Raw genomic sequence first — 24,857 nt, forward strand, 5'->3', positions numbered from 1 at the left:
AGGCGAATGATCCTGCTGGGGGCGACAGCCCTCGGCGCCTGCGGGTTCACCCCGGTCTACGGACCGCAGGGCGGCGGCGGCGCATTGCTGAACGCGGTGGCGCTGCCGGACCCGAGCGACAGCAAGGGCTATCACTTCAACAGCCGGTTCGAAGAGCGGTTGGGCCGCGGCGGTCCGACGGCCCCCTACCGGCTGGATATCCGCATCCAGACCGATGAGCAGGACATGGGGTCGACCTCGGCCGGGACGACGACGCGCTACCGCCTGATCGGTCGTGTCTTCTACACACTGGTCGAGGCCGGAACGGCCAAGACATTGCTGCAGGGACGGACCAATGCCTTTACCGGCTACTCCAGCACAGGCTCGACCGTAGCGACCCGCGCGGCGGAAACCGACGCGATGGAACGCCTGATGATCCTGTTGGCGGATCAGGTGATCGACGACCTGCTGCTTTCCGGCATCACCGCTTCATGAAACTTTCGCCGCGCGATGCGAATGCGTTTTTCCACAAGCCCGATCCGGGCATTGCGGGCTTGCTGATCTATGGCGAGGACGTGATGCGCGTGGCGATGAAACGACAGGAGGTCGTCGCCGCCATCGTCGGCCCACAGGGCGAGGCAGAGATGCGCCTGACCCGAATGGTGGGCGGCGATCTGCGCCGCGATCCGGCGCAATTGCTGGACGCGGTCAAGGCGCAGGGCTTTTTTCCGGGTCCGCGCGCCGTGCTGGTCGAAGAGGCCGCTGACGGCATCAGCGCGGCGATGAAATCCGCGCTGGGTGACTGGCGTGAAGGTGACGCGCAGATCATCGCGACCGCCGGGCAACTGACGGCACGCTCGTCCTTGCGCAAGTTGTTCGAAGGCGCGAAAAATGCTTATGCGGCGGCGCTTTACAACGATCCGATGGGCCGTGCAGAGATCGAGGCGGAACTGGCCCGTGCCGGTCTCAAGAACATCGACCGCGAGGCGATGGGGGCGCTGGAACATCTTGCGCGCGACCTGACGCCGGGGGATTTTCGCCAGACACTGGAAAAGATCGCGCTCTACAAATTCGGGGACGAGGCGCCCTTGACCCCGGACGAGGTCACGCTGAATGCGCCTGCTTCGATCGAGGCCCAGATGGACGAGATCTTTCACGTCCTTGCCGAAGGCCGCACCGGTGACATTGCGCCGGTCATGCAGCGGCTGACGGCGCAGGGCGTGGCGCCGGTGACCCTGCTGATCATGGGGATGCGGCATTTTCGGACGCTGTTCACCATTGCCTCGGCGCCGGGCGGCCCGGCGCAGGGCATCGGCAAGCTGCGTCCGCCGATCTTCGGTCCGCGCCGTGACAGGATGCTGCGCCAGGCGCAAAGCTGGTCGTCCGCGCGGCTGGAAGAGGCGCTGAAACTGTTGATGGATACCGATCTTTCGCTGCGCTCTGCCGGTCAGAAAGCGCCGCAGATGGCGCTGGTCGAGCGTGCCTTTGTCCGGCTTGCCTATCTTGGCCGACGCTGAGCGCAACAGGGGAGTAGAGCAGATGACGTATACGGTCTACGGGGCGGTGCGCAGTCGGACCTTCCGGGTTCTCTGGCTGCTGGAGGAACTCGGACTGGCCTACTCGCATGTGCCCGCCGGTCCGCAGTCGGATGACATCCGCAAGGTCAGCCCGTTGGGCAAGATCCCGGTGCTTGTCGACGGGGACGCCGTGTTGCGCGATTCCACCGCGATCCTGACCTATCTCGCGGACAAGCATGGCGGGTTCACCCACCCGGCTGGCACGATCCCGCGCGCGCGGCAGGACGCCTGGACGTTCCGCATCCTGGACGAGGTGGAATCGCTGCTCTGGACTGCATCCAAGCACACGTTTGTCCTGCCCGAGGCAGAGCGTGTCCCCGCGGTCAAGCCGGCCTGCGCGGCGGAATATAGCCGCAACATTGCCCGCATCATGGAAGAGGCCGAAGGACCCTATCTAATGGGCACGGCGCCATTGGTGCCGGACATCATCCTCGGCCATTGCGGGACGTGGGCACAGGTGGCGAAATTTCCCGACGGGGGCACGGCCTTTTCGGACTATCTCTCGCGTTTGCGTGCGCGTCCGGCCTTTCGGGTTACCGCCGCGGCCTAGCTTGCCGCCTGTTGCAGGGGCGCGGTTGCAAACACGAACCGGTCGTTGTCCGAAGCGCCCGCGACACTCTCGGCCACCTTGTTGCGGCCGCTGCCCTTGGCTGCGTATAGGGCCCCGTCCGCCCGTTTCAGCAGCGCCTTGATCGCCGTGTGCCCTTCGCCTGCGGCCAGCCCCACGGAGGCGGTCACCGGCTGTCCGTTGACGTTCAACGAGTCGGCGATGACAGCGCGGATCCGTTCGCCCACCCGCCAGGCATCCTCCGAACCCGCCTCGGGCAGCCAGATCACGAATTCCTCGCCGCCGAAACGGGCCAGCACGTCGCGCTGGCGCAACTCGCCCTGTATTGCGCGGGTGGTTTCCTTCAGCACCTCGTCGCCGGCGACATGGCCCAGCGTGTCGTTGATCCGCTTGAAATGGTCGAGGTCGATGAAGACGACGGCCCCGGTGCCGGTGTCCGGAACATGCGCGTCAAATCCGCGCCGATTGGCGACCCCGGTCAGCGGGTCGGTCAGAATGGCGACCTGCGCCTCGGCCTGCCGGCGTTCGATGCTGGCGGCCATTCCATTGGTGCCCCGCATCAGCAGGCCCATCTCGTCCCGGATGTCCTCGCGCAGCGGCGGGCGCTCCTCGCCCCGTTCTATGGCGGTCAGCGTGGCCCGAATGCGGCGTGTCGGGGCGAGCAAAGCCCAGAGACCAGCCAGCGTCGCACCGCAGCCGACCAGCGTTGCGGCCAGCAACAGGCCAAGCACATCCAGATGCACCGCCAGGCCGCCGCTGCGCACCAGCGCATAAACGACCGCCGCGATCAAAGGCACGTGGGTGCCGATGAAGGCCACGAAAAACACCTTTGCTGTGAAGCTGTTGGGAAACAGGCGGTTGAGCCAGAGATAGAAAACCATGAAACGTACCTTGAGAGTTCTTTTAATAAATATCGTAAATAAATGTTAACGGCAGGTTACTGCTTCCGGGCCGAACGCTTCGGGACAAATGGGCGGCGAACCGCGTGGGTCCTCAACGCAGAACGGGCCGGGCATTGCCTGCCCGGCCCGGGTCTTGCCCGGATGGCCGATCAGTTCAGGTCGGCATCATAAGCGGCTTGAAGGTCTGCCTCTGCCTTTTCGACCGCTTCGATCAGTGCATCGAGAATCCTGTCGCCCCCCTCCACGTTTTCGCGGAACCAGTCCTGCACCGGCTTGGCAGCCTCGGCAAAGGCGGCCTTTTCCTCGGGCGAGGGGACGTAAATGTCACCGCCGCCTTCGACGAAATCGGCATAGGCTTGGATCGCGCCGCGTTTGGGGGCGGCAAAGGTGGCCTGTTGCAGAGCGTAGAAGCCATCAACCACAACGCGCTTCATCGCCGGGTCCATGTTCAGGAACTTCTCGTTGTTCATCCACCACAGCGCGCCCATATAGGCGTGCCCGTCCAGCGTGATGTACTGCAGGCCCGCATCCGGGAACTTCATGCCCATGATGTCGGTGATGCCGTTCTTGGACCCGTCCACGACACCGGTTTGGAACGAGGTGAACAGCTCGGGCCACGGGATCGGGGTCGGTGCGGCGCCAAGCGCCTTGACCAGTTCCTGCGGCAGGTCGGCCACGACGGTCCGGATCTTCAGCCCTTCCATGTCGGCGGGTGAGGTGATGCGGCGCTGGGTATTTGCGAAGTTGCGCCAGCCGCCGGTGTTGCCGATGGTCATCAGGCGCACGGTGTTGTCGCTGTCCTCAAGCGCCATGTCCCGCATGGTGCGCACGAAGTCACCTGACAGGACGTGTTCGGCCACGCGGTCATTGGCCATCAGGTAAGGCAGGTCCAGAACCTGGACATAGGGAAAGATCCCCGCCGCGCCGCCGGAGGTGGAGATGTAGATGTCGATCGAGCCCTCGGCCACGCCCTCGATGCATTCCGCGCCGGTCGAGCAGAGCTGCGTGCCCATGTAGATCTCGACCTCGATCGCGCCGTTCGACGCGGCCTCGACGAAGTCCTTGAAGACGATCAGGCCGGCGTAATCCTCGTCCGCTTCGTTCGAATTGGCGGTGGCGACCAGCTTGATCGGGTCCTGCGCCAGCGCGGCGCCCCCGGTCAGCGTGGCGGCGGCAAAGGCCGCTGCGGTGAAAAACTGTTTCAGCATGTTGTTCCTCCCGTATGCTGTCGTCTGTCTTTACCTTGGTTCCGGGCTGATACAGGCCATGAAGCCTGCATCGGCCGGGCATCGGATGAAATCTGTAAGATAGGGCACGGTCATCGAGATCGGCGGGAAATAGGTGATCAGGAAGATCACGAGAATCTCCACCGCGAGGAAAGGCAGGATCGCGCGGGCGATGGTTTCCACCCGCTCGCGGCTGACCGTGGAGGCGACGAACAGCACCAGCCCCATCGGCGGCGTGGCCAGGCCCACGGTCAGGTTCACACTCATGATGATGGCGAAATGCACCGGGTGAACGCCGAGTTCGACAAAGATCGGGCCAAGGATCGGGCCGAGTATGATGATCGCCGGGCCGGCATCGAGGAACATGCCCACGATGAACAGCAGGATGTTGATGAGGAATAGCAGGATCAGCGGGTTTTCCGACAGGCCGAGGATGATGTCCGTCAGGATCTGTGGCGCGTGGCTGAGCGAGACCACGGTCTTGAAGGAGACCGCCGCGCCGACCAGCAGCAGCACGGCGGATGTGGACAGCGCCGAGCGGGCCAGCACCTGGTAGAGGTCGCGCAGGGTCATGGACCGCAGCACGACGAAGCTGACCACAAGCGCGTAGGCCACGGCCACGGCGCTGGCCTCTGTCGGGGTCATGACGCCGATGAGGATGCCGCCGAGAATGATGATCGGGGTCTGCAGGGGGGCGACGGCCTTTTTGCAGACGATGCGGAAATCATGGCTGACCGAGCGGCGCCAGTACATCAGCAGGAAATGCGCCGGGACCAGCATGGCAAGATAGACCGACCAGCCGCCCGGATTGCCCGGGATCGCCGCGGCGACGGCGTAGAACAGCCCGGCAAGGTTGATCCGCACGAGGATGAGGCTGACCCAGTATTCCGTTGTACTGATCGTCTGGCCCGGAGCCACGATGCGTTCGGCCTTGGGCAGGTCGTAGCGGTCGGCCATGAGGCGGACCATGACCATCAGGCCGACACCCACCAGGATGCCCGGCACGATGCCCGCAAGGAACAGCGCGGCGACGGATTCCCCCATGACATAGGCATAGATGATCATGATCCCCGAGGGCGGAATGATCGGTCCGATGACGGATGAGGCGGCGGTGATGGCGGCGGCGAAACGCCGGGAATATCCGTTCTTTTCCATCGCCGGGATCAGGGTCGACCCCAGCGCCGAGGTGTCCGCCACCGCTGACCCCGACAGGCCCGCGAAGAGGATCGAGGACAGGATGTTGACCTGGGCCAACCCGCCGCGCAGGTGGCCCATGATGGCCTGTGAGAACTCGACGAGGCGGATGGTGATGCCGCCGCGGTTCATGATCTCGCCCGCCAGCATGAAGAAGGGCAGCGCCATCAGCGGAAAGCTGTCCATGCCGTTGTAGAGATTGCGGTAGAGAACCGAGAGCTGACGGCTCTGGTCGTCCATCACCAGCAGGCCAAAGGGTGCGGCGAGCAAGGCAAAGACCACCGGAAGGCCGATCAGGATGAGCACCAGGAAGACGGGCAGGAACCAGATCAGCATGTCAGTCGGCCCCCGCCATCGAGTCATGGTGCAGCGGTTTCAACCGGTCGCCGCCGCCCAGTAGGGTGATGACCTGCCGTAGGATCAGCTCGACGTTGACGAGGATCAACAGGTTCACCCCGACCCAGAGCGCGGCGTACTGGTACTGGTTGGCGAACTTTGCCTTGCACTTGCCGATCTCGATCCCGAAGGGCCAGCGCAGCGACGAGGAACAGCCGCGCCCCGAGAGGCTGTCGACATGGTTGTTCAGCCCCTTGTCCCAGGCGATCACCAGCACCCAGAGCGAGATCCCCAAGAGCACCAGCGACAAAAGCACGGCGATGATCCGGGGCAGGGCGCGTTCGACGAGGTCGATGGCGACGAAGCCGCCTTGCCGGTAGGCCAACGGTGCCATCAGGCCCACCAGCCAGAGCATTCCGAAGCGGGCCGCCTCTTCTGTCCAGTTGGGGGCGTCATTCAGGACGTAGCGCCAGAAGATCTGACCGAGGATCAGGCAGACCATCACCGCCAGCGCAAGCACCGCGATGACGCGGCCCACGGCAAGCAGACCGGTGTTCAGCCGTTCGAGCGGCCAAAGCAGTGTCAGCAGCACCGGCATGGCGCTCCTCCCATTGGCGGGGCTTTTTGCCCCTTGTTGTTCAGGCCGGGATCTTGGGTGCCCCGGTCCCTGCGGTTTCAGCCCTTGAGGCTGACGAACCGGCCGCCCTGGAACAGCAGGGGCAGGCCGGGTCGGAAGGCCGCGCTGGTCACGCGGCCAATGATGATGATGTGATCGCCCGCGTCATGGGTGATCTCTTGTGTGCAATCGTAGCGGGCGAGGCAACCGGCGATCTGCGGCACACCGTTGGTGTTCTCGGCCCAGTCGCAGGCGTGAAAGGCGTTGGCTTCGCGGGTGAACGCGGTGCAGATTTCCTGCTGGTGGCCGTCGAGCACATGGATCGCGTAGTGGCGTGCATCGCGAAACAGCGGAAAGCGGCGCGAGGATTTCTGGGGCGACCACAGCACCAGCGGCGGATCCAGCGAGACGCTGGCAAAGCTGGAGGCGGTGATGCCCACCGGACCTTCGGGCCCCTGCGCCGTCACCACCGTCACGCCGGTGGCAAAGCTGCCAAGCGCCTCGCGAAAGGCACGGCTGTCTTCGGCCGGGTCGAATGTCTGCATGGAGTGGCTCAGGTCCCCGTCCATCAGGGCACCTCGTGACCCAGCGCAGCGGTGTATAGCTCGAACCAGAGTTCGCGGGTCATCTGGATGTCGAGGGCCTTGGAAAACGCCTTGATCCGCTCGATCGTGTTGGTGCCCATGACTGGCAGGATGCCCGCCGGATGCGCCAGCAACCAGGCCACGGCCACCGCAGCCCGGTCAACGAGGAAATCATCCGCCACCCGGTCCATGACCTGCGCCAGTGGGGTATCCTCTGTCATCAACGCGCCGCCACCCAGCGGCGACCAGGCCATCGGCGGAATGCCCCGCTCCTGCAGGAAGGCCACGTCGCCATTGGTAAAGCCCTGATGCGCCGACAGGCTAAGTTCGATCTGGTTGGTCACCAGCGGCGTTTTCATCGCAGACTGCAGCAGGGTCCAGTCGTGCAGCTTGAAGTTCGACACGCCCACGGCGCGCACCTTGCCCGAGCCGACCAGGTCGTCCAGCGTCTCGCCCGTTTCGCGGTGATCCATCAGCGGATCGGGACGATGGATCAGCAGCAGGTCGATCTCGTTGATGCCCATGAGCCTGAGCGAGTGATCGACCGATGCCATGATATGCGCGCGGCTGGTATCATAGTATTTCACCGGCGCATCCGCGTAGCGGCCCACTGGGGCCACGATGTCGCATTTCGTGACGATCTCGATCTGTTTGCGCAGGTCCGGTGTCAGCGCCGCGCCCAGGATCTCTTCGGCCATGTAGCCGCCGTAGATGTCCGCCTGATCCATCGTGGTGATGCCCTGGTCGAGGCAGGCGGCGATCTTGTTGCGCACATGATCCGGCGCGGTCACGGCATCGTCGCCAAGGCGCCACATGCCATAAACGATGCGGCTGAGGCTCAGCCCCTCTTGAAGATCTACGCGGTCCATTACTTGCGCTCTCCTACGCCAAGGGGCGTTGCCGGGGTTTCATCGGGGACGCGGCCGTATTCATGCGGCAGCGAACAGGTTTTCAGCTCCGGCATTACCAACTTGCCGAAATGCCGGCATTCGTCAATGTGCGGATAGCCGGAAAAGATGAAGGCGCGAATGCCCATCTTGCGGTATTCCTCGATCTCGCTCAGGATCTGGTCGGCGGACCCCACCAGCGCCGCGCCACAGCCCGACCGCGCGCGCCCGATCCCGGTCCAGAGGTGCGGCTCGACAAAACCGAACTGGTCGGCCAGTTCGCGCGCGCGCGATTGGTGGGACACACCCAGGCTGCCGCTGTCATGGGCGCGGTCGCGGATCAGGCGTCCGTATTCGTCGTCCAGTTTCGACACCAGGCTTTCGGCGTATTCCCGTGCCTCGGCCTCTGTGTCGCGGACGATCATGTGCACGCGCAACCCGTAGTCCAGTGTCCGCCCATAGCGCTCGGCGACGGCGTTCACGTCTTTCATGCGTTGGGCAAGCTGGTCCTTGGGTTCCGGCCACATCAGGTAGACGTCGCAGTGTTCGCCGCAGAGGTCCAGCGCCGGGGGCGAGTAGCCGCCAAAATACAGCAGCGGACCGCCGGTCTGGTAGGGTTTCGCGGGATCGGTGGTCAGACCTTCGAAATTGTAGACCTCGCCTTGGAAATTGATCTCGTCTTGCGTCCAGGCCTGTTTCAGGATCTGCACCACCTCGCGCGAGCGTTGGTAGCGAAAGGCGCTTTCGGCCTTTTCTCCGGGGAAATCCGACGAGATCACATTCAGGGTCAGCCGTCCCTTCATCATGTGATCCAGCGTGGCGACCGTACGGGCCAGCATGATCGGGTGCATCTCGCCACAGCGGATGGCGGCCAGCATGTTGATCCGGTCGGTCAAAGGCGCCATGCCCGCAACAAAGCTCAGCGTGTCCTGCCCGACCTGATAGGAAGAAGGCGCGAGGATGTTGCGAAAGCCCTGCTTTTCCGCCTCCAACACGATGTCGCGGCAATGCTCGAAGGAAGACCGCAGATCGCCTTCGGGCACGCCGAGGTAGCGGTAGTCGTCGGAGCAGAGCGCCGAGAACCAGCTGACCTCGGACGCATCGAGATCTGGGGATGTGACGGGCACGACGGTCATTTCAGGGCCTCCCGGAAGTGCGCCGGATTCGGCGTCGATTTCTTCTTGCGTAGCATCCGGAATTTCATGCATCAATAGTGTATTAATTTTGCCGCGACACGAACAGGACCGCGGCGGGAGGAGATCGTCTTGGCCCGGGGAAGAAGCTCGGCGGCGTTGCCCAAGCACGCCCAGATCAGCGAGATGCTGATCCGTGACATCGCGTCGGGGCGGTTGGCTGATGGTGCGCGGTTGCCGCCGGAACGCGAGATGGCCGAACAGCTGGGCATTGCGGTCGGCACGTTGCGCAAGGCGCTGGAGGCGCTGGCCAACAAGGGGTTGCTGGACCGTGTTCAGGGCTCTGGCAATTATGTTCGCGCGCGTGACGGCGTCGCTTCGATCTATTCCATGCTGCGGCTGGAGCTGAAGGCCGGGGGCGGGTTGCCGACAGCGGAGCTTTTGGGAGTCGAGCGGTTGGCGAAGCCGGCAGATGCGCCAGCTTTCGGACCTTCTGCCGAAGGGTGGCGGTTTCGACGGCTGCGGTTCCTGGGCGGCGTACCGGCGGCCATGGAAGAGATCTGGCTGGACGGGGTGCAGGCGGCCCGTGTCGCGGCCGAGGACGTTCTGGAATCGCTGTACCTGTTCTACCGAGAGCGGTTGGGGCTGGTGATCCTTTCGGCGGAGGACAGGGTCGGCTTTGCGCCGGTGCCCGAATGGCGCGACACCCGGTTTCCACCCCGGGCGGGCGATACCGCAGGCTATGTCGAGCGTATCGCCTGGGACAAGTCTGGTGCGCCGGTCGAATACTCGCGCACATGGTTCGACGCGGAAACCGTCACTTATATCAACAGGATCGGCAGGGGATGAGTGTGGTCAGATATGGCGTGATCGGCTGTGGCATGATGGGCCGCGAGCATATCCAGAACATCAACCTCTTGCCCCTGGGCAGGGTGGTCGCGGTCTTTGACCCGGTCACGGACCTGGCGCAGAGCGCCGCGGAACTGGCGGGTGGCGCACAGGTCTGCCCTACGCTGGACGAGTTGCTGGGGCTTGAGGGACTCGACGCTCTGGTGGTGGTCAGCCCGAACGATTGCCACGTCCCGCAGTTGCGCCAGATCGCGGCGGCGCGTCCGTTGCCGGTGCTTTGCGAAAAGCCGCTGTATACCACGCCGGAAGACGAGGCTTTCCTGGCCGAGTTCGCGCGCAGCTATCCGGCGCCGGTCTGGGTGGCGATGGAATATCGCTACATGCCGCCCGTGGCATTGTTGCGCCAGGAGGTTGCCGAGGCGACGGGCGGGATTTCCATGTTGTCGATCCGCGAACACCGTTTCCCCTTTCTGCCCAAGGTTGGCGCCTGGAACCGGTTCAACGCGCGCAGCGGCGGCACCCTTGTCGAGAAGTGCTGTCATTTCTTCGATCTCATGCGTCTGATCCTGCGGGACGAGCCTGTGCGCGTCATGGCCAGCGCCGGGCAGGCGGTGAACCACAAGGATGAAACCTATGACGGGCGCGCGCCGGACATTTGGGACAACGGCTATGTGATCCTCGATTTCGCGGGCGGCGCGCGGGCGATGCTGGAACTCTGCATGTTCGCCGAAGGATCGCGCTACCAGGAAGAGATCTGCGCCGTTGGCCCCCGTGGCAAGATCGAGGCGCTGGTGCCCGGACCGGGACGGTTCTGGCCCGTGCATCTGGGCGAGGCGCCGGTGCCTCAGGTCATCGTCTCTCCGCGCGTGCCCAAGGGGCCGCGCGTGGTCGAGGTGCCGGTGGAGGCCGAGTTGCTGGCCGCGGGCGATCACAACGGGTCGACCTTCTACCAGCATGAAGGGTTCAACGCCGTGGTGCGTGGCGAGGGGGAGCCAGAGGTGACGCTGTCCGACGGCATGGCCGCCGTGCGGATCGGGCTGGCAGCGCAGGAAAGCGCGCGGACCGGGCAGGCGGTGCTGCTGTAGCGGCGGCATTGCAACGGGCACCGCGTTGCCGTCTGGCAGGATTTTTTGCCAGACCTTGATACGGATCATGACGCCAATGATGCGTCCCGCGCAGTTTGCACGGGACACGCGGAGAGGCTCATGGCGCGATTCGAGGACAGGACCCGCGAAGTGGTGTTTCGTACCCAGGGTCTGACCAAGACCTATGACACCGGCGAGGTGCAGGTACATGCGCTCGCGGGTGTGGACCTTGAGTTGTACGGGTCGGAACTCACCGTGCTGCTGGGGCCGTCCGGCTCTGGCAAGTCGACCCTGCTCAACATTCTCGGAGGGCTGGACCGGCCCAGCGGCGGGCGATTCTGGTTCCGTGTGACGGAGTTGACCCGCGCCAGCGACCGGCAATTGACCCGCTATCGGCGCGACCACGTCGGCTTTGTCTTCCAGTTCTACAACCTGGTGCCCTCGCTGAACGCGCGCGAGAACGTGCAACTGGTCACGGATGTGGCGAAACACCCGATGAAACCCGCCGAGGCGCTGGAACTGGTGGGGCTTGGTCACCGGATGGACCATTTCCCGGCGCAGATGTCCGGCGGGGAGCAGCAGCGTGTCGCCATTGCGCGGGCCATTGCGAAACGGCCCGACGTGTTGTTGTGCGATGAGCCGACCGGCGCGCTGGACAGCCACACCGGCACGCAGGTCCTGTCGACGCTGCAGCGGATCAACGACGAATTCGGCACCACCACCGCGGTGATCACCCACAACGCCGCCATCCGTCTTATGGCGCATCGGGTGATCCGCTTTCAGGACGGGCGCATTGACCGGATCGAGGAAAACGACAGCCGCCTTGCCGCAACCGAGATCCATTGGTGAGCGCATGCAGGCGATGGATCTCAAGCTGTTCCGCGACTTTCGCAGGCTCTGGGTGCAGGGTGTGGCGATCGCCCTTGTGCTGGCTGCGGGCATCGCCGTCATCATCATGTCGGTGGGCATGAGCCGCGCCCTGAACGAGACCCGCAGCGCCTACTACGACAGCAACCGCTTTGCTCACGTTTTTGCCTCGGCCCGCCGCGCGCCCGACAGCCTGATCGCGCAACTGCGCGACATCGAGGGCGTGGCGCAGGTGGAGACACAGGTCCGGTCCTACGCGATCCTCGATATTCCCGGGCGGGCGAAACCGGCCACCGGGCTGCTGATCTCGCGCCCCGAAATGGGCGAGCCGCTGTTGAACGTGCCGCTGCTGCGCCGGGGGCGCTGGCCCGAAAGCGCGGGCGAGGCGGTGGTCAACGAACCCTTTGCAGAGGCCAACGGGTTCGTCCCGGGCGACAGGATCTCGGTCAACCTGAACGGACGCAAGCGCGCGGTGACGATCACCGGCACCGCCCTGTCGCCCGAATTCGTCTATACCATCGGCCCCGGCGCCCTGATGCCGCAGAACGAGACCTTCGGCATCCTGTGGATGCAGGCCGAGGTGCTGGATGCCGGATTCGGCATGGCGGGGGCCTTCAACACCGTGGCGTTGTCCGTTCTGCCGCGCACGCCGTTGGAGCCGGTCAAGGACGCGGTCAAGGCGCTGCTGGATCCCTACGGCGCGGCAACGCCCGTGGGTCGCGACGTACAGCAGTCGAACGCCTTCCTCGATGCAGAGATCCAGTCGTTGGAGGTGATGGCCTGGGTCCTGCCGCCGGTCTTCCTGGGGATCACCGTCTTTCTGGTGAACATGGTCATGGGCCGGATCGTGCAGCTGGAACGGTCCGAGATCGGCCTGATGAAGGCGGTGGGCTACACCAACTGGGAAATCGGGCTGCATTACCTGATGCTGGCGGCGCTGATCGCCTTTCTTGGAGTCGGCATCGGTTGGGGCGCGGGGTCCTGGCTGGCGCAGGCCATGTCACAGCTTTACGCCAAGTATTTCGACTTTCCCTTTCTCGTCTTCGGCGTGCCGCTCAGCATCTATGCGCTTTCGGCAATGCTGGGGCTGGCGGCGACAAGCGCGGGGGCGCTGAACAGCGCCATGCGCGCCGCAAGGCTGGCGCCGGCGGTGGCGATGGCCCCGCCGGCCCCGCCGAGTTTTCATGGCTCGACGCTTGACCGGCTGGCCGATCTGCTGCGGCTGGGCCAGCCGACGCGGATGATCCTGCGCAGCCTTCTGCGCTGGCCGCTGCGGGCCGGAATGACGATGCTGGGGATGGCGCTGGCGGTTTCCGTGCTGGTGGCCTCGAATTTCTTTCCCGACGCCATGGACGAGATCATCGACACTGCCTTTTACCAGTCGAACCGGCAGGACATGCTGTTGCTGTTCGATCCGGACGCGCCCGACACTGCTCTGGAAGAGGTCAGGCGGTTGCCTGGCGTCCTGCAGGTGGAGCCGCAGCAGTACCACGCCGCTCGTCTGATCTATGGCTCCTACGAGAAACAGGTTCCGGTCTCGACCGTGGCCAATGCGGCGGATCTGGCGCGGGTGGTGGATGGCGACGGGCAGGTGATCGCGCCCGATCCCTTTGGCATCCTGTTGTCGGACCGGCTGGCCGCGGCGCTGCACATCAAGGTGGGCGATACCCTGACCATCAGCTTTGAGAGCGGGCGGCGAGAGACCTTCGAGGTGCCCGTGACCGGCATCGTCACCCAGTTCTTTGGCCTGGGCGCCTATTTCGCCCATGACACGCTGAACGCCATGTTCCGGCAAAGCCCGAGGGTGTCCAATGTCAACGTGACGCTGGCCGACCCGCAGGCGGCGGAGGCCTTTCAGGAGCGGATCAAGGACGTGCCCCGGCTGATGGGCACCATCAACATGACCGAGAACCGCCTCAGCTTCATGGAGACGCTGAGCCAGAACATCCTGATCGCCACCACCGTCTACGGCATTCTTGGCATGATCATCACGGTCGGCGTCGCTTACAACGCGGCCCGGGTTCAGCTGTCGGAACGGGCGCGAGAACTGGCCTGCCTGCGCATCCTGGGCTTTGGCAAGGGCGAGGTGGCCTATATCCTCGCCGGCGAAGTCTTGTTGCTTGCGACCTTGGCGCAGCCGGTGGGCTGGGTGATCGGCTACGGCGTGGCGCGGTTGATGACCGAGGGCTTCACCAGCGATCTCTATGCCATTCCGCTGGTGCTGGAACCGGCCACCTTTGCCCGGGCCAGCCTGATCGTGCTGGGCGCTGCGGCGGTCTCGGTGGCGCTGGTGGCGCGCCGTCTGGGACGTCTTGACCTGATCGCCGTCATGAAAACAAGGGAGTGAGGACATGTGGTCCCTGCGTACCATAGGACTTTCGGCCGTCGGCCTCGCCCTTGTGGGCGGGCTGGCGATCACCGCCTTCCGAACCGATCCGATCCCGGTGGACACCGCGCCATTGGCGCGCGGCGCGCTGAGCGTCACGGTGGATGCTGACGGCAAGACGCGAATCCGCGAGGTCTATGAGGTCTCCTCTCCCATCGCGGGCACGGTACTGCGCCTGCCGGTTGCGGTGGGCGATCCGGTGGCGAAGGGGGTGACGGTGGTTGCACAGGTGCAGCCCGCCGTGCCGACGCTCCTGGATGCGCGCAGCCGGGCGCAGGCGGTGGCAGCCCTGCACGAAGCCGAGGCCAGTGTGAAATTCGCCGAGGCCGAGGTGGCCCGGACAGAGGCGCAGCGCGCTTATGCCCAGTCGCAGTACAATCGCGCCAAGGCGCTCGCGGACCGGGGCACGGCCTCGCTCACTGCGCTAGAGACGGCGGCGCAGCAGTTGCAGCTGGCCGAGGCCGACAAGTTGTCCGCCGATGCGCGTCTTGCGATGTCGCGGGCGGCGTTGGAAAGCGCGCAGGCAGTGCTGGTGGACCCCGAACAGGACCCGGGGGAGGGCGATTGCTGCCTGCCGATCCTGGCGCCAGCTGACGGGGTCGTCCTGTCGGTCGAGGGGGAAAGCGCGCGGCCCGTTGTGGCGGGTGCGCCGCTGCTCAGCATCGGCGATCCGGAAGACCTGGAAATCGTCGTCGATCTCTTGTCCTCTCAGGCGACGCGGCTGGCGCCGGGCGCCCCTGCTCAGGTGGACCGTTGGGGCGGCGAGGGTGATTTGGCGGCGGAACTGCGGCTGATCGAACCGGCGGCGCGCACTGTCGTCTCTGCCCTGGGGATCGAGGAGCAGCGCGTGGATGCGGTGCTGGATTTCACGTCTCCACCCGAGATACGCGAGGGTCTGGGACAGGCGTTTTCGGTCTTTGTCCGGATCGAGGAATGGCGCACCGAGGACGCGCTGCTGATTCCGCTCTCGGCCATCTTTCGGCGTGAAGGGCAATGGTTTACCTATGTCCTGGCTGATGGCATCGCGCGGGAGACGGCGATCGAAATCGGCCGCCGCGACGGGCGCAGCGCCGAGGTTCTGGCAGGCGTCAGGGCGGGGGACCGGGTGATCCTGCATCCGCCGGACACGGTGGCGGACGGGATCGAGGTGGTCGAACGCGACTGGCAATAGGTGCGTGCATCCCGCGACGCCGCGCGAATAAGCTCCTGTCGGGGCTTGTGATTTGACGCGCGTACAACTTATTCTTGACGGATGCGCGCGGTGCGCTCAATCTTGTAACATTGCGCGCGTTAAGTTTTGCCCTGGGCGTGACGGGCGGGCGCGGTCCGATGCCGTAAGGGAGATCAGGGGGTATGGCCGGTCGAAAGATCCGCAATATGGAGGAATTCGCCGAGGTCAGCGGGATCTCGCGCCCAACCGTGTCCAAGTACTTCCACGATCCGGACAGTGTGCGGAAATCCACCCGTGCACGGATCGAAACCGCGCTGGAGCAGTACGACTACCGCCCCAACATCTTTGCCATCAACCAGAACCGCAAGCTGACCAAGAACATCGGGATCGTCGTTCCTTATCTGGCCGACCCAGTTTTTGCCGAATTTGCCCGCAAGCTGGAGCTTCTGGTCAGCGGCGCCGGGTTCCGGACCATCCTGTTGAGCTCGCACGGGGGCACGCAGCAGGAGGTCGAGAACCTTGAGAGCCTGCGCGCGATCAAGCCAGCCGGTGTCCTGTTGGCGCCCTTGGGTCGTGCCTCTGACCGGCGGGCGCTCGAGGCTTTTGCCAAATCCGTTCCGACGGTTCTTTTTGACAGCAATATCGCTGGAATAGGTGAGGCATTTGTCGGTCACGACAATTCTCAGGCCACGTCGTTGATATGTGAATACCTGTGCCGCACGGGCGGTCCGCCAGCGTTTTTCGAGATGCGCACGCCTTCGAATCCGAACGCCTATCGCCGCAGGCAAACCTATTGCGAGGTGATGGAGGGGTTGGGGCATGAGCCGCATCTGATCCAGGTCGAGGGCGAAGGTTGGGATTTCGAGCGGATCGGCATGGAGCAGGGTATCAAGTTGATCGAGCAGCACAGGCTGCCGATGGACACTGTCCTGTGCAGCAATGACCGACTCGCAATCGGCTTGCTTGCCGCTGCCTATTCCAAGGGGCTGCGAGTCGGGCGCGGGCCCGGTACGGCCATGCGCATTGCCGGGCACGACGATCATCCGTTTTCACGCTTTACCTGTCCGCCGCTGACCACGGTGTCCCACGATTACACGGCAATCGCCGAGTGTAGCGTGGACCGCCTGTTCAAGCTGATCGAGAATGGTCAACGGGCTGAAAACAGGGATGAAATCCGGTTCGATGGCCGGCTCTTGATGCGTCAGTCCGCCTGAAATTTCTGCGTCGCGGCAAGAAATAATTTTACTCCCGTAAAGTTTTCGATTGACTCGAATCTGGTTCATCCCGCATCTTCCTAATGTGCAAAGAGCACTCCAAGGGAGGATTTTGGATGACTTTGAAAGGCGCGTTTCTAGCGGCTTCCGCTCTCGTGTCGGTGACAGCGACTGCGCTCTCCGCCGAAGTTCTGACCATTGCCACCGTGAACAACGGCGACATGGTCCGTATGCAGAAGCTGACGGATGACTTCACGGCCAAGACCGGCCACGAGGTGAACTGGGTCACACTGGAAGAGAACACTCTTCGTACCCGAGTGACCACAGACATCACCACCAAGGGTGGTGCTTTCGACATCATGACCATCGGCATGTACGAGACCCCGATCTGGGGCGCCAACGGCTGGTTGGTTCCGCTGGACGACCTGTCGGCGGAATACGATGCCGACGACATCCTGCCGGCGATGCGCCAGGGCCTGTCGCACGACGGAACGCTTTACGCGGCTCCGTTCTACGGCGAAAGCTCGATGATCATGTACCGCACGGACCTGATGCAGGAAGCCGGACTGGAAATGCCCAAGGCCCCGACCTGGGAATTCATCCGCGAGGCCGCAGCGGCGATGACCGACCGCGAGAAGGACATCAACGGCATCTGCCTGCGCGGCAAGGCCGGCTGGGGTGAAGGCGGCGCCTTCATCACCGTGACCGCCAACTCGTTCGGCGCCCGCTGGTTCGACGAGAACTGGACGCCCCAGTTCGATCAGCCCGAGTGGGAAGAGGCCCTGACCTTCTTCGTCGACATGATGAACAACTACGGCCCTCCGGGCTACGCGACCAACGGGTTCAACGAGAACCTGTCGCTGTTCCAGCAGGGCAAGTGCGGCATGTGGATCGACGCCACCGTGGCGGCCTCCTTCGTGACCAACCCGGACGACTCGACCGTTGCCGACAAGGTCGGCTTTGCCCTCGCGCCGAACAAGGAAGGTGTCGAAAAGCGCGCCAACTGGCTTTGGGCATGGGCGCTGGCGATCCCGGCGGGCACCCAGAAGGAAGAGGCTGCCAAGCAGTTCATCGAATGGGCGACCTCGAAGGACTACATCGAGCTTGTCGCTGCAAACGAGGGTTGGGCCAACGTGCCTCCGGGCGCGCGTCAGTCGCTCTATGACAACCCCGAGTACCAGAAGGTGCCGTTTGCCCAGATGACGCTGGACTCGATCCTGGCTGCCGACCCGAACGACCCGACGGTCGATCCGGTTCCCTATGTCGGCGTCCAGTTCGTTGCGATCCCCGAGTTCGCGGGTATCGCCACCGACGTGAGCCAGGAGTTCTCGGCCGTCTATGCCGGTCAGCAGACCGTGGCCGAAGCGCTTGAAAAAGCGCAGGCTCTGACGATCGACGCAATGGAAGCCGCAGGTTACTGAGGCATCCTCCCAGGCCGGAGGGCGGGGGCAACCGCCCTCCGGTTCCTGTTTTTCAAGATACATCTATGTGGCGGCCCGGGGCCGCCAAGGGAGGAGGCGCGCAATGGCGACCCAGCACTCGCGATCCGCAGCCCGTCTGATGATGGCGCCAGCGGTGTTCCTGCTACTGGTCTGGATGCTCGTACCGCTGTCCATGACCCTCTGGTTCTCGTTCCGAAAGTACCTGCCCCTGCGCGGCGGTGACCTGGGATGGGCCGGTTTCGACAACTACGTCCGTTTCGTGACCTCCAGTTCCTTCTGGCCCAGCGTCATGACCACGCTGATCATCGTCGGGGGCGTGCTTGTCGTCACGGTGATGTTCGGGGTGCTCCTTGCGATCCTGCTGGATCAGCCGATGTGGGGCCAGGGAGTGGTCCGGATCCTCGTGATCGCGCCCTTCTTCGTGATGCCGACGGTTTCCGCACTGGTCTGGAAGAACATGTTCATGGATCCGACCAACGGGCTGTTTGCGCATCTCTGGCGGTTCTTCGGGGCAGAGCCGATCTCATGGCTCTCCGAGGCTTCGCTGCCCTCTCTGGTCATGATCGTGTCCTGGCAATGGCTGCCTTTTGCGACGCTGATCCTGCTGACCGCGATCCAGTCCCTGGACAGCGAACAACTCGAAGCAGCCGAAATGGACGGTGCATCGCCGCTCTCGCGCTTCTTCTACATCATCCTGCCGCACCTCAGCCGGGCCATCACCATCGTGGTTCTGATCCAGACGATCTTCCTGCTGTCGATCTTCGCAGAGATCTTCGTGACCACGTCGGGCGCATTCGGCACCAAGACGCTGACCTACCTGATCTTCCAGCGCGTGCTGGAAAGCCAGAACGTCGGTCTGGGGTCTGCGGGCGGGGTCTACGCCATCATCCTGGCCAATATCGTCGCGCTCTTCCTGATGCGCATCGTCGGCAAGAACCTGGACGCCTGAGGAGGACGCAATGGCACGCGCTGTCACGACACAACGCAAAGCGATCAACACCGCCTTCGCCTGGGGTGTGGGTCTGCTGATCTTCTTTCCCATCCTCTGGACCATCCTGACCAGCTTCAAGACAGAGGCCCAGGCCATCAGCGATCCGCCGGTCTTCCTGTTCTTTGACTGGACGCTGGAAAACTACGCGGCGGTCCAGGAACGGTCGAATTACGCGAGGTTCCTGTGGAACTCGATCATCATCGCCGTCGGATCGACCATCCTTGGCACGATAATCGCGGTTCCCGCGGCCTGGTCGATGGCCTTCGTGCCATCGAAGCGGACCAAGGACATCCTGCTGTGGATGCTCTCCACCAAGATGCTGCCGGCGGTCGGTGTGCTCTACCCGATCTACCTGCTCTTCATCCGGCTTGGCTGGCTGGATACGCAGATCGGCCTGGTCCTGGTGCTGATGCTGATCAACCTGCCGATCATCGTCTGGATGCTCTACACCTACTTCCGCGAGATCCCGGGTGAAATCCTGGAGGCCGCGCGGATGGACGGCGCCTCGCTCAAGGATGAAATCATCTACGTGCTGACACCGATGGCCGTGCCGGGAATCGCCTCGACCATCCTGCTCAACATCATCCTGGCGTGGAACGAGGCCTTCTGGACGCTCAACCTGACCGCCGCGAACGCGGCACCCCTGACGGCCTTTATCGCCAGCTACTCCAGCCCCGAAGGGCTGTTCTACGCGAAACTGTCGGCGGCTTCGGTCATGGCCATCGCGCCGATCCTGATCATGGGCTGGTTCAGCCAGAAACAACTCGTCCGCGGCCTGACCTTCGGCGCGGTAAAATAAGGGAGAGATCCGTGGGACGTATTCAACTCAAGCAAGTCAAGAAGTCCTTTGGCGACGTGACCGTGATCCCGCCGCTGGACCTGACCATCGAAGATGGCGAGTTCACCGTGTTCGTCGGCCCCTCCGGTTGCGGCAAGTCCACGCTGTTGCGTCTGATCGCCGGCTTGGAGGACACCAGCGACGGCGTGATCGAGATCGACGGAAAGGACGCGACCTCGCTGCCCCCGGCCAAACGCAGCCTGGCGATGGTGTTCCAGTCATATGCGCTTTACCCGCATATGACGGTGCGCAAGAACATCGCCTTCCCGATGAAGATGGCGGGGGTCGACAAGGCGGAACAGGACAGGCGTATCGAGGCCGCGGCCAAGGCGCTGAACCTGGCCGATTACCTTGACCGTCGCCCCGGACAGCTTTCGGGCGGTCAGCGGCAGCGTGTCGCCATCGGTCGGGCCATCGTGCGTGAACCGGCGGCCTTTCTCTTCGACGAGCCGCTGTCCAACCTCGACGCCGCCTTGCGCGTGGGCATGCGGATGGAGATCAGCGAGCTGCACAAGAAGCTCGACACCACCATGATCTACGTCACCCACGACCAGGTCGAGGCAATGACCATGGCCGACAAGATCGTGGTCCTTCAGGCCGGGGTGATCGAACAGGTGGGGTCGCCGCTGGAGCTGTACCGCACGCCGCGCAACAAGTTCGTCGCCGGCTTTATCGGCAGCCCCAAGATGAACTTCCTCGAAGGTCCGGAGGCGGCAAAGCACGATGCGCATACCATCGGCATCCGTCCCGAACATGTCGAGGTCTCGACCACCGAAGGCTTGTGGCAAGGCAAGGTGGGCGTGGCCGAGCACCTGGGCTCAGACACTTTCATCCATGTCCACGGCGTGCCGGGTTGCGATCCGATGACCGTGCGCGTCGGCGGTGAGATCCCGGTTCACCACGGCGACACGATCTTCCTGAATCCGAACCTGGAGCATCTGCACCGTTTCGATGCCGAGGGACTGCGGATTCAATGACGCGACTGGCGGGAAAGGTGGCGCTGGTCACCGGCGGGGCGCGCGGCATCGGCCGCGCGATCTGCCAGGCGTTCGCGCGCGAAGGGGCGCGGGTTGCCGTGGCCGACCGTTTGGCGGACGAGGCCCGCGCTTGTTCCGCGCTGCTGGGTGACAACGGTATGGCGCTTGCCATGGACGTGACCGATCCGGCCTCCATCTCCGAGGGCGTCGCGCGCGTGGAGTCCGAATGGGGCGGGGTCGACGTGCTGGTGAACAATGCCGGCGTCTTCAACATGGCCTCCATCGACCGGATCACCCCCGAGGATTACCGCCGCCAGTTCGACGTCAACGTCGGCGGTACGCTCTTTGCGATCCAGGCCGTTGTGCCGGGAATGAAGGCGCGTGGCGGCGGGGCGATCATCAACTTTTCCTCGCAGGCCGGGCGTCGGGGAGAGCCGAATATCGCCGTCTACTGTTCCACCAAGGCGGCGGTGATCTCGATCACGCAATCGCTTGCCCTGGAACTGGCAAAGGAGAACATCCGGGTGAACGCCATCGCCCCCGGAGTGATCGACACCCCCATGTGGGAGATCGTCGACGGGCTCTTTGCCGAGTACGAGGACAAGCCCAAGGGGCAGAAGAAACGCGAAGTGGGCGAAGCGGTGCCGCTTGGTCACATGGGGACGCCGGAAGAGGTGGCCGACCCCTGCGTGTTCCTGGCCTCCGAGGACGCCCGCTACATCACTGCGCAATGTCTGAACGTCGATGGCGGGAACTGGATGAGCTGATGACCGCAACCCTTGTCAAACTGAACAACACGACGCTGGCGGATCTGCCAGAGGGCGTGTCCGCGCCGACCTATGACCGCCGTTCGCTGCAACCGGGGATCGTGCATATCGGTCTGGGCAATTTCCATCGTGCGCACCAGGCGTGGTACCTGCACCGCCTCATGCAGCAGGGGCAGGCACTGGACTGGGCCATCATCGGCGCGGGCGTGCGCCCCTACGATGAGGCGCAGCGGCTGAAGATGGCCGAACAGGACTATCTGACAACGCTGATCGAGCTGGACCCGAAGGGCAGCTCGGCCGAGGTGGTCGGCTCGATGATCGACTATGTGCCGATTGTCGAGGGCAACGGGCCGCTGATCGACTGCATGGCCGACCCGGCGATCCGGATCGTCGCGCTGACCGTCACCGAGGGCGGCTACTACCTCGACCCGGCGACCAAGGCCTTTGATCCGACGCATCCGGACATGCGCCACGACGCGGCCAACCTGGAGGCGCCGCGCACCGCCTTTGGTGCGATGATCGCCGCCCTGAGGCGCCGCCGCGACAGCGAAGCCGGGCCGTTCACTTGCCAGAGTTGCGACAACCTCCCCGGCAACGGGACCAAGCTGGAAGAGGTCATCATCGGCCTGGCCCGCATGGCCGATCCGGACCTGGCGGACTGGATCGCGGCGCATTGCAGTTTTCCCAACTCGATGGTGGATTGCATCGTTCCGGCCACCGGCCCGCGCGAACTGGCGTTGGTGCGGGAATTCGGCATCGACGATGCGGTGCCGGTGACGCATGAGAATTTCCGCCAATGGGTGATCGAGGACCGGTTCTGTGCCGGGCGGCCTGCCTGGGAACAGGTCGGGGCGACGATCTCGGACGACGTGCACGATTACGAGGCGATGAAGCTGAGGATGCTGAACGGCGGGCATCAGGTCATCGCGTCCCCGGCGGAGATCCTCGGCATCGAGACGATCCACGACACGATGGCCCATCCTCTGATCCGCGGGCTGTTCCGCAAGCTGGCGCTGGAGGAAATCGCCCCCCATGTGCGGGCTGTGCCGGGAATGACGCCGCAGGCCTACGTCGATCTGATCGACGCACGGTTTTCCAACCCGAAGATCGTGGATACCGTGCGTCGCGTGGCCTTTGACGGCTCGTCGCGCCATACCGGGGCGGTCCTGCCGGTGATCCGCGACGCCGTGGCGGCAGGAACTCCGCTGGCCGGGCTGGCGCTGTCCCAGGCGCTCTGGGCCAGGATGTGTGCCGGCACGCGGGAGGATGGGTCGGAGATCATGCCGAACGATCCGGTCTGGGACGACCTGACGCAAGTCGCCCTTGCCGCAAAGGATCGGCCTCAGGCCTGGCTGGACCAGCGCCACTTCTATGGCGCGCTGGCAGATGCCCCCGGTTTCGCAGCGGCCTTTGCCGAGGCATTGCAACGAATCTGGGCCGAAGGAACAGAAGCCGCGATACGCGCCTATCTGGAGTGATGGGGCTGCGCGGCTCCTGAATGACCTAACAAGACACGGGGTGCGTCGTGGTTTCCGCGGTGCCCCGCCTGTTTGAACCCGGCGCTTGCGTGCCGGGTTTTTCTTTGCCCCGTCGGTAATCCGGTCCGGTGCGTCACCAACACTTCCGGTTTCAGACAAATTCTAGGTAAGCGAGAGGAGCGTTTTAGCCTTCTGTTCATTCCAAGCGGTGAGGTTGGCGGCGCACCTGAAGCGGTGGCGCAGACCGATATCAAGGCCTGCATCCGTCAGAACGACGTCAGCAAAGCCGATCGCGGCAAATGAAACCGGCGCCAAAATGCGCTTTCGAACAGCAAGGGCAAGAATATGTCTAGCATCCTGACGAACAATGGCGCGATGGTCGCGCTGCAGACCCTCAAGTCCATCAACTCCAATCTCGCGGATACCCAGTCGGAAATCTCGACGGGCAAGCGTGTTGCAACCTCCAAGGACAACTCCGCCGTCTGGGCCATCTCCAAGGTGATGGAGGCAGACGTCAAGGGCTTCAAGGGCATCTCCGACAGCCTCAACCTCGGCCAGTCCACCGTCGCCGTCGCCCGCCAGGCGGCGGAAACGACCACCGAACTGCTGACCGAGATCAAGGCCCGCATCGTTGCCGCCCAGGAAGAGAACGTCGACCGGGCCAAGATCCAGACCGACATCGACGCCCTGCGCAACCAGATCAGTGCAGTCGTCGGTGCCGCACAGTTCAACGGTCTGAACCTGCTGTCGAACACCGACACCGCCGCCGGTTCGGGCAGCATCAACGTGCTGGCCTCGCTGGATCGGTCGGGTACCGGCGTGACCGCCTCGGACATCACCGTGGCCAAGCAGGACCTCGGCACCGGGGCATCGTCGATCGACGTGGCATCGGCATCCGCCACCGCCGCGGCCTCTGACGAACTGTCGGGTGCGGCCAACACCGCCGCCGTCGCCCTGACCGGCAACGCGACACAGCCGACCACGGCTGCCGTCGTCGGCCAGACCGCCGGTGCGGGCACGGCGACCGTGGCCGCCGGCACCGGTTTCTCGATCGAGATCACGGGCGGCGCGGCAGGTCTGGCGACCTTCAACACCACCGCCACCGCCGGCGCACAGGAAATCACCTATGTCGCCCGCGACGGTGATACACAGGCCGACGTGGCCGCCGCTCTTGCCGACGCCTTCAACAAGTACGTGGCCGACAACTCGGACATCACCGACGGTCTCGGTATCGGTGCGGCGGTGAACGGCACCAACGCGAACCAGATCGACTTTACCGGCGCCAACAACGCGGGTGACAACTTCTCGGTCCAGGTCCGCAGCTATGATGTCGGGGATGCCACCATTGGTGGCCGCCTGGAAGACCTGTCGGACATCGACGTGACCACCCAGGCCGGCGCTGACGCTGCCCTGGAATCGATCGAGGGCCTGATCCAGACGGCCATCGACTCGGCCTCGGCATTCGGTTCGGCGCAGGGCCGCATCGAAACCCAGGCGGATTTCGTCTCGCAACTGACCGATGCGCTGAAATCCGGCATCGGTGCGCTGGTCGATGCGGACATGGAAGAGGCCTCGGCCCGTCTGCAGGCGCTGCAGGTGCAGCAGCAGCTGGGTGTCCAGGCGCTGTCCATCGCCAACCAGGCCCCGCAGTCGCTGCTGTCGCTGTTCCAAGGCTGACCCGCATCCAAGGCTCGCCGGGCTGTGGAACGCTTTGCTTTCGAAGGGGCGGCGCATGTGCGCCGGCCCTTCATCCTTGCCGGATGAATGCCCATTTTTGCCCAAAAATTGGG

General features: G+C 64.1%; 23 protein-coding genes. 16 read left to right on the forward strand and 7 right to left on the reverse strand.

Features of this window, described 5'->3' with window-relative positions:
- Positions 1-6 precede the first annotated feature (6 nt).
- The 3 genes from lptE to ACQY5B_RS01090 are packed head-to-tail and all read left to right on the forward strand — an operon-like array spanning position 7 to position 2,106.
- On the forward strand, positions 7-474 hold the full coding sequence (gene lptE, locus ACQY5B_RS01080) for an LPS assembly lipoprotein LptE (RefSeq protein WP_420326810.1): 468 nt from the start codon (positions 7-9) through the stop codon (positions 472-474).
- Positions 471-1,496 carry a DNA polymerase III subunit delta gene (holA, locus tag ACQY5B_RS01085; protein WP_420326809.1) on the forward strand — a complete coding sequence of 342 codons (1,026 nt, stop codon included), beginning with the start codon at positions 471-473 and terminating at the stop codon, positions 1,494-1,496. The genes lptE and holA overlap by 4 nt, the downstream gene beginning before the upstream one ends.
- A 22-nt stretch (positions 1,497-1,518) precedes the next feature.
- The gene (locus ACQY5B_RS01090; protein WP_420326808.1) at positions 1,519-2,106 is read left to right on the forward strand and encodes a glutathione S-transferase family protein; all 588 of its coding nucleotides are present in this window, start codon (positions 1,519-1,521) and stop codon (positions 2,104-2,106) included.
- Here the strand turns inward: ACQY5B_RS01090 and ACQY5B_RS01095 are convergent.
- The 7 genes from ACQY5B_RS01095 to ACQY5B_RS01125 form a co-directional block, all read right to left on the reverse strand.
- The gene (locus tag ACQY5B_RS01095; RefSeq protein ID WP_305967667.1) at positions 2,103-3,005 is read right to left on the reverse strand and encodes a diguanylate cyclase; all 903 of its coding nucleotides are present in this window, start codon (positions 3,003-3,005) and stop codon (positions 2,103-2,105) included. The genes ACQY5B_RS01090 and ACQY5B_RS01095 overlap by 4 nt on opposite strands.
- A gap of 170 nt (positions 3,006-3,175) precedes the next feature.
- Entirely contained in the window at positions 3,176-4,234 is a 1,059-nt protein-coding gene (locus ACQY5B_RS01100) for a TRAP transporter substrate-binding protein (protein WP_305967668.1), read from the reverse strand.
- 30 nt (positions 4,235-4,264) lie between these two features.
- A complete protein-coding gene (locus ACQY5B_RS01105) occupies positions 4,265-5,782 on the reverse strand; it encodes a TRAP transporter large permease (protein WP_305967669.1) in 1,518 nt (505 codons plus the stop codon).
- 1 nt (position 5,783) lies between these two features.
- The gene (locus ACQY5B_RS01110) at positions 5,784-6,380 is read right to left on the reverse strand and encodes a TRAP transporter small permease (RefSeq protein ID WP_420326805.1); all 597 of its coding nucleotides are present in this window, start codon (positions 6,378-6,380) and stop codon (positions 5,784-5,786) included.
- Between the two features lie 77 nt (positions 6,381-6,457).
- Complete coding sequence (locus tag ACQY5B_RS01115; protein WP_420326804.1) at positions 6,458-6,967, reverse strand: flavin reductase family protein; 510 nt, start codon at positions 6,965-6,967, stop codon at positions 6,458-6,460.
- Complete coding sequence (locus ACQY5B_RS01120; RefSeq protein WP_420326803.1) at positions 6,967-7,851, reverse strand: aldo/keto reductase; 885 nt, start codon at positions 7,849-7,851, stop codon at positions 6,967-6,969. The genes ACQY5B_RS01115 and ACQY5B_RS01120 overlap by 1 nt, the downstream gene beginning before the upstream one ends.
- The gene (locus ACQY5B_RS01125) at positions 7,851-9,005 is read right to left on the reverse strand and encodes an LLM class flavin-dependent oxidoreductase (RefSeq protein WP_420326802.1); all 1,155 of its coding nucleotides are present in this window, start codon (positions 9,003-9,005) and stop codon (positions 7,851-7,853) included. The genes ACQY5B_RS01120 and ACQY5B_RS01125 overlap by 1 nt, the downstream gene beginning before the upstream one ends.
- Positions 9,006-9,134: 129 nt before the next feature.
- On the opposite strand from ACQY5B_RS01125, the gene ACQY5B_RS01130 reads away from it, so the two are divergent.
- The 13 genes from ACQY5B_RS01130 (at position 9,135) to ACQY5B_RS01190 (ending at position 24,744) form a co-directional block, all read left to right on the forward strand.
- Positions 9,135-9,851 (forward strand): GntR family transcriptional regulator, encoded by a 717-nt coding sequence (locus tag ACQY5B_RS01130; RefSeq protein ID WP_420326800.1) that lies wholly within the window; start codon positions 9,135-9,137, stop codon positions 9,849-9,851.
- On the forward strand, positions 9,848-10,936 hold the full coding sequence (locus ACQY5B_RS01135) for a Gfo/Idh/MocA family protein (protein ID WP_420326799.1): 1,089 nt from the start codon (positions 9,848-9,850) through the stop codon (positions 10,934-10,936). The genes ACQY5B_RS01130 and ACQY5B_RS01135 overlap by 4 nt, the downstream gene beginning before the upstream one ends.
- Before the next feature lie 120 nt (positions 10,937-11,056).
- Positions 11,057-11,785, forward strand: coding sequence for an ABC transporter ATP-binding protein (locus ACQY5B_RS01140; protein ID WP_420326798.1), 729 nt, complete (start codon positions 11,057-11,059; stop codon positions 11,783-11,785).
- Positions 11,786-11,789: 4 nt separating this feature from the next.
- The gene (locus ACQY5B_RS01145) at positions 11,790-14,150 is read left to right on the forward strand and encodes an ABC transporter permease (RefSeq protein ID WP_420326797.1); all 2,361 of its coding nucleotides are present in this window, start codon (positions 11,790-11,792) and stop codon (positions 14,148-14,150) included.
- Positions 14,151-14,154: 4 nt separating this feature from the next.
- The gene (locus ACQY5B_RS01150; RefSeq protein WP_420326796.1) at positions 14,155-15,360 is read left to right on the forward strand and encodes an efflux RND transporter periplasmic adaptor subunit; all 1,206 of its coding nucleotides are present in this window, start codon (positions 14,155-14,157) and stop codon (positions 15,358-15,360) included.
- 182 nt (positions 15,361-15,542) lie between these two features.
- A complete protein-coding gene (locus tag ACQY5B_RS01155) occupies positions 15,543-16,574 on the forward strand; it encodes a LacI family DNA-binding transcriptional regulator (protein ID WP_420326794.1) in 1,032 nt (343 codons plus the stop codon).
- Positions 16,575-16,690: 116 nt separating this feature from the next.
- Positions 16,691-17,995, forward strand: coding sequence for an ABC transporter substrate-binding protein (locus ACQY5B_RS01160; protein ID WP_420326793.1), 1,305 nt, complete (start codon positions 16,691-16,693; stop codon positions 17,993-17,995).
- Positions 17,996-18,098: 103 nt separating this feature from the next.
- Positions 18,099-18,965, forward strand: a complete 867-nt coding sequence (locus tag ACQY5B_RS01165) for a carbohydrate ABC transporter permease (RefSeq protein WP_305967680.1) — start codon at positions 18,099-18,101, stop codon at positions 18,963-18,965.
- A 10-nt stretch (positions 18,966-18,975) separates the two neighbouring features.
- Complete coding sequence (locus ACQY5B_RS01170) at positions 18,976-19,806, forward strand: carbohydrate ABC transporter permease (protein ID WP_305967681.1); 831 nt, start codon at positions 18,976-18,978, stop codon at positions 19,804-19,806.
- Positions 19,807-19,817: 11 nt separating this feature from the next.
- Positions 19,818-20,822, forward strand: a complete 1,005-nt coding sequence (locus tag ACQY5B_RS01175; protein ID WP_305967682.1) for an ABC transporter ATP-binding protein — start codon at positions 19,818-19,820, stop codon at positions 20,820-20,822.
- Complete coding sequence (locus ACQY5B_RS01180) at positions 20,819-21,589, forward strand: L-iditol 2-dehydrogenase (RefSeq protein ID WP_420326791.1); 771 nt, start codon at positions 20,819-20,821, stop codon at positions 21,587-21,589. The genes ACQY5B_RS01175 and ACQY5B_RS01180 overlap by 4 nt, the downstream gene beginning before the upstream one ends.
- On the forward strand, positions 21,589-23,067 hold the full coding sequence (locus ACQY5B_RS01185) for a mannitol dehydrogenase family protein (protein ID WP_420326790.1): 1,479 nt from the start codon (positions 21,589-21,591) through the stop codon (positions 23,065-23,067). Before ACQY5B_RS01180 ends, ACQY5B_RS01185 begins: the two co-directional genes overlap by 1 nt.
- 345 nt (positions 23,068-23,412) lie before the next feature.
- Positions 23,413-24,744, forward strand: coding sequence for a flagellin N-terminal helical domain-containing protein (locus tag ACQY5B_RS01190; RefSeq protein ID WP_306043366.1), 1,332 nt, complete (start codon positions 23,413-23,415; stop codon positions 24,742-24,744).
- The last annotated feature ends 113 nt before the right edge of the window (positions 24,745-24,857 follow it).

The organism is Antarctobacter sp., assembly GCF_965277915.1.
Lineage (GTDB): Bacteria > Pseudomonadota > Alphaproteobacteria > Rhodobacterales > Rhodobacteraceae > Antarctobacter.